Source organism: Rivularia sp. UHCC 0363 (genome assembly GCF_034931125.1).
GTDB lineage: Bacteria > Cyanobacteriota > Cyanobacteriia > Cyanobacteriales > Nostocaceae > Rivularia.
Genome location: NZ_JAYGHM010000119.1, coordinates 1 through 4,660, shown reverse-complemented (window position 1 = coordinate 4,660; position 4,660 = coordinate 1). Strand labels below are relative to the sequence as shown.

The 4,660-nt window shown below is 54.4% G+C and carries 5 protein-coding genes; all 5 read right to left on the bottom strand.

The window, feature by feature from the left end; translation table 11 throughout:
- Positions 1 to 992, bottom strand: a 992-nt coding sequence (locus tag VB797_RS33920; RefSeq protein WP_323242203.1) for a tetratricopeptide repeat protein, incomplete at its 3' end; no start/stop codon positions are given.
- A complete protein-coding gene (locus tag VB797_RS33915) occupies positions 989 to 2,281 on the bottom strand; it encodes a P-loop NTPase fold protein (protein WP_323242202.1) in 1,293 nt (430 codons plus the stop codon). The genes VB797_RS33920 and VB797_RS33915, both read right to left, overlap by 4 nt.
- A 181-nt stretch (positions 2,282 to 2,462) precedes the next feature.
- Positions 2,463 to 2,600, bottom strand: a complete 138-nt coding sequence (locus VB797_RS33910) for a hypothetical protein (protein WP_323242201.1) — start codon at positions 2,598 to 2,600, stop codon at positions 2,463 to 2,465.
- Between the two features lie 139 nt (positions 2,601 to 2,739).
- Positions 2,740 to 4,074 (bottom strand): ABC transporter substrate-binding protein, encoded by a 1,335-nt coding sequence (locus VB797_RS33905; RefSeq protein ID WP_323242200.1) that lies wholly within the window; start codon positions 4,072 to 4,074, stop codon positions 2,740 to 2,742.
- A gap of 227 nt (positions 4,075 to 4,301) precedes the next feature.
- Positions 4,302 to 4,496 (bottom strand): hypothetical protein, encoded by a 195-nt coding sequence (locus VB797_RS33900; RefSeq protein ID WP_323242199.1) that lies wholly within the window; start codon positions 4,494 to 4,496, stop codon positions 4,302 to 4,304.
- Positions 4,497 to 4,660: the final 164 nt, after the last annotated feature.

The window sequence follows — 4,660 nt, the reverse complement described above, 5'->3', positions numbered from 1 at the left end:
GCCTCTGCGTATCGCCCTTGAGACTTGTACAACCCTGCTAGATTGTTGAGGCTTGTGGCAGTGGAGGGATGCTCTGCCCCTAGCTGGCTGCGTCTGATGGTGAGCGCATCGAGATAGAGCGGTTCTGCCTCACTGTATCGCCCTTGAGCACGGTACAACTCTGCCAGATTGTTCAGACCATTAGCTAAATCTAAGGGTTGTTCTAGTTCTTTTAGCAGTTGAATTGCTTTCTGGAAATACTCAATTGCTTTAGCCTGTTCTGCTAAGTAGTCAACCGACTCGCCTTGTTTGAGGCGATTGTCATATACCCGTCCTAGCTGATCGTACAGCGAAGCCAGCAGCGGGCTTTTGGGGTTTTGGGCGGCAGTTTGCTGAATCAGCGTTTCCAGATCGGCCAATGGCAGCAGCGTTTCGTCCGTGATGTTGGAGTCTAGCGTCAGGTCACGAATGGCGGTAAACTCAGCAGCCGGAATCGCGGCTCTGGTGCGGGAGGCAAAGCGAAATACGCCCTTACGCCAGCCCCAAAAGTCAGGCGACTGACGGCTGAGCCGATTCAGAATTTGATAAGTCACCCAAATCACAATCGGGAAGCGAAACTCCCGCAGCGCCTCCCTTGTCCATTGCAGATAGCCAAAAAACACATCCTGCTGCGACTTCGCCTCACTCCCCCGCCAAAACGACAGTTGCTCAATGCCCAATACCGTAATCACCGCAGGCTCGCCCTGCCGCAGCGCTAGCTCCGTCGTCATCAGCTCCTGCAACGCCAGCTTCAGGCTCGGCTCACTGCGAGCCATACTGACCCGATAAGCAGCATGAGAAACCGACAGCTCCGACTCATAGCGCTGGATAATCTCCTGCCGCTGCCTCGGATCATCACAGACCGCAATCAGCAGCGACAGCCGATCATCGCTGGCCGTAATCGCAGTCAGCAGATCCTCATAGGCATCCTGGTTTTGCGCCTCCGGGCTAGGTTCCGACTCAGAATTGATCATGGGCTATCAGGAATTAGTCCTTTGAGCTGCATCAGGTCAATCACAATCGGGTGCAAATCATACCAGGCTTGATCATTGCGATATTCCAACACATCCAGTCCATGCAATAAGTCCAGGAAATTCTGAGCTTTCGGGTCATCGGGCGTAAAGCGTTCGTAGGTGATTCGCAGCGTCTCGTAGTCGGCTTTACTCAGCGTCGTTTCAAAATCGAGTCGGATCTCCTTCACAGCCTGAGCCAGCACTGTTTCGTCAATCACCGTATCCTGGCCGCGCCGCACCTGCCGCAGACAGATCCGACAGCAAATGTTCACCAGCCGCACCAGCTCTCGCAGCACGCCGCCGCTGTAGAGCGTAATCCGCGTGGCAATCTCAGGCGGCAACAGCTCAGCAGAAATTCGCTTTTGCAGAATCTCACAGAGAGGCTGCATCATCTCATCAATCGGAGCCGCATCAGGCAACCGCCGATCGCCTTTGGCAAACAGCTTGCTCACCGGCATCTTCACAATCTGGTCATTCGTTTCGCTCACCAGCGTAGATTGCAACACCGCATCCCGCAGCGACGCAATCGGGATAGTATAAATAATCCGAAACGCAGGCTGAAATAAGGCTTTGATATGGTTCTTGAAAATCTTATCGACATCACCCAAATCCAGCTTGTCGAGATCATCAATAATCACCAAGACTTTCTTTTTCGCATTCGCCTCAATCTGCGCCACCAAAATATTTAAGCGATTCACCAGATCGGAGATCTTCGGTTCAAACTCCTGCTTAATCTCATCGCGCACCGTCGATTCAGTTTTGAGAATGCCTTTAATAAACTTAAAGTCAAACCCGGCAGAAACCCCAGCGCTAATTGGCGTATCGGTTTCAGTACGGCTGCGCTTGGCCGACCACTTAAACAGCGGTTCCGTCAGGCTCTTGGACAGCGTCACCTCATTTTTTGCCGCTTCCGCCACCAGATTAACTGCAATCGAATACAAAATATTGGTATGCGTCACATCCGAAGACTCAAACAGATCGGCAATTGAGAACAGCACCACAAAAAAGTTGCTGTCCCGGCAGCGCCGCCCAAACTCAGCCAGCAGCGTAGACTTACCGCAGCCCCGATGCCCCGAAAAAATCGTCTTGCCGCTGAGGGTATAGTCATCCTCAACGAGCTGCTGCAATTCAGCAATCGCCTCTTCGCCATAGGGCACCCAAAACCGCTCCAGCTCTCGCGGCTCAATTAAGGGCAGCAGGTCAAGATTGCGGTAGGCTGCTTGAAACTGGGCCAGACGATCCACAGACATAGATTTCCTCTGAGCGAGAATCCTGCCTCTATGATCGCTCAAACTGCCCTGCTCTGAACAATTTGACTCAAAAGATCCCCGCTTTAACTCAAACCATCGAGCAATCGCCCTCAGATCTGCAGCGTTTGCCCTCAGAACCCGAAGCTTCCACCTTTTTGCTCCACCTGCCAGCCTCAGAACCTCAATCACCGAGTTCCGAACTCAAACTTTGCAGCTTTTTGCTCCACCGTCCGACCTCAGCACTCAAAAAATCAGGCTCAGAACTCAAACCGCCGAGCAATTTGCTCCAACGATTCACCTCTGAGCCGCAGCGCTGCATCTCAAAGCTGCATCTGCGTCAGCGCCATCAACACCGGGCAGAGCGCTTCAAAGAGCTGCAGGTCTTTTTGCACTTCAGCCAGATCAATGGAGAGGATTTGAGGGTTGAACGTAGCCGAAACCCGGCCACAGTCAAAACTTCAGGCCACCTCATCGGCCCAGAGCTTTCTGAGGCGGGCAGTATATTCAGCGTTGACCACAGGCACGGTATTGCTGATTAGCTCCTTCAGCGGCAGGCCGTAGCTCGCCTCCACCTGCGCGAACTTTTGCTGCATCTCCGGCGACAGCTTCTGCACGTCTAGCAGCGGCGGATCACCCCAAACCGCAGGCTGAAACTTCTGGAGCTGACCTTCCGGACTCGCCAAAATATTTGCCAAAATCATCCCGCCTGCCGGGTTGCTGGCATTGATGGGAATTGCCGTAAACGACGGGTCGTTGAGCGAAAGCTGCGGCAGCGTAAAGGCGCGGGTCGTTTTGGGAAACATATCGCCAGCCAAGCCCTCGGCCACTTTGGAAATAAACACCGGCATCATCCAGATCTCGCCGTTGGCAAACAGCTCTTGCAGTCTAGCCTGCGTCGGCGGGTAGGTCTGGCCTTCGCGCCACAAAAACGGCTCCAGCTCCTTCAGGTAGGCCGTGACTTTCGGCGCATTCTGGTTCCAGAGTTCTTCGTTAAATTCAGCGCCCGCATATTGCTCGTAGCCGCCGCCGACGCCATAGAGCACCGTCAGCAAAAAGCGATTGCCGTCAAATTCGGGCGGAGCCACGTAGGCAAAGCGTCCGGGGTTAGCCTTGGCCCAGTCCAATAGCTCGGTGAAGTTTTGGGGCTGCTGTGTCACCTTGGCGCTGTCGGCGGCCATCACGTAATAGGAGCCGGTGTAGGGCGCTTCGTAGCCGTCGATGGGCAGGCCAAAGTCGGTCAGCACTGCCGGGTTGCTGAGGTCGTAGTGCTGCATGGCGGGCAGCTTGTCGGTGAAGGGGCCATACAGCAGGTTGCCTTGCTTCAGGGTGCGGAAGTTTTCGCCGTTGATCCAAATCAAGTCAATGCTGCCTTTGGTTTGGCCCGCCTGCACTTCGCCCACCACCTTGTTAACGGCTTCTACAGTGTCGCCTAGGGGCACGCGGTTCAGCGTCACGCCGTAGCCCTTGAGCTGTTCGCCCACCCACTGATCGGCAAATTTGTTGGTGCTGTCGCTGCCGCCCCACATCGCCCAGTTGACGGTGCTGCCTTTGGCGGCGGCCAGGATTTCGTCCCAGGTGGCCTGACGCGGATCAAAGGCAGTCGCGGCAGGCTTCTGGCTGGTTTGACTAGCGCAGTTGCTGAGAAGTACGGTAAGGCAGGAGCCGCCAGCCAGCGTCAGGAAGCGGCGGCGGGGTAGGGTGATCGGGTCAGGTAAATAGGGCATGGGTGCGACGAATCGGAGCAAAAATTGAGTGCAGCTATCATCATGAAACAAAAAGGCGGCCAGTGCCATCGCGGACTGGCAATTTCTAAAAATCTCTTTTAAAAGTATCAGATCCGTTTACCCCGCTCCACCGAGCGAATCCACTCTCGCAGCCTGATTGACTGACAAAACTCGAACCGCCCTCACCCCAACCCCTCTCCCAGAGTAGGAGAGGGGCTTTAAGCCGAACTTTCTGCTCCGGCTCCCCTTCTCCCCCGGTGGGAGAAGGGGTTGGGGGATGAGGGGCAAAAGATTTGTCAGTCAACCAGCTCTCGCAGCAGTTGCTCCGCCGCGATCTCATCCTGCTGTACCTGCATCAAGAACTCATACAGCTTCACTTTCGGCACAAACCCAAATGTAGGACTCGCCTCCAGCTCTAGGTATTCTCTAGCCTGAAGCTGATAAATTCGCCACAGCTCGCCGTTGTAGCGCCAAAACTCCGGCACGCCCATGCTGGCATAGAGCCGCAGTTTGCAGTTTGTCAGTATTTGTCAATATCGGTATGCGTAATACAGCAGATTGCAGGTTTATAGGGGACAATAACAGCAGTGAGCAAACCAGTTTCGTAAATGGTTAGCATCGATTAAACTCAGCGCTGTTGCAATCAACGTATCGG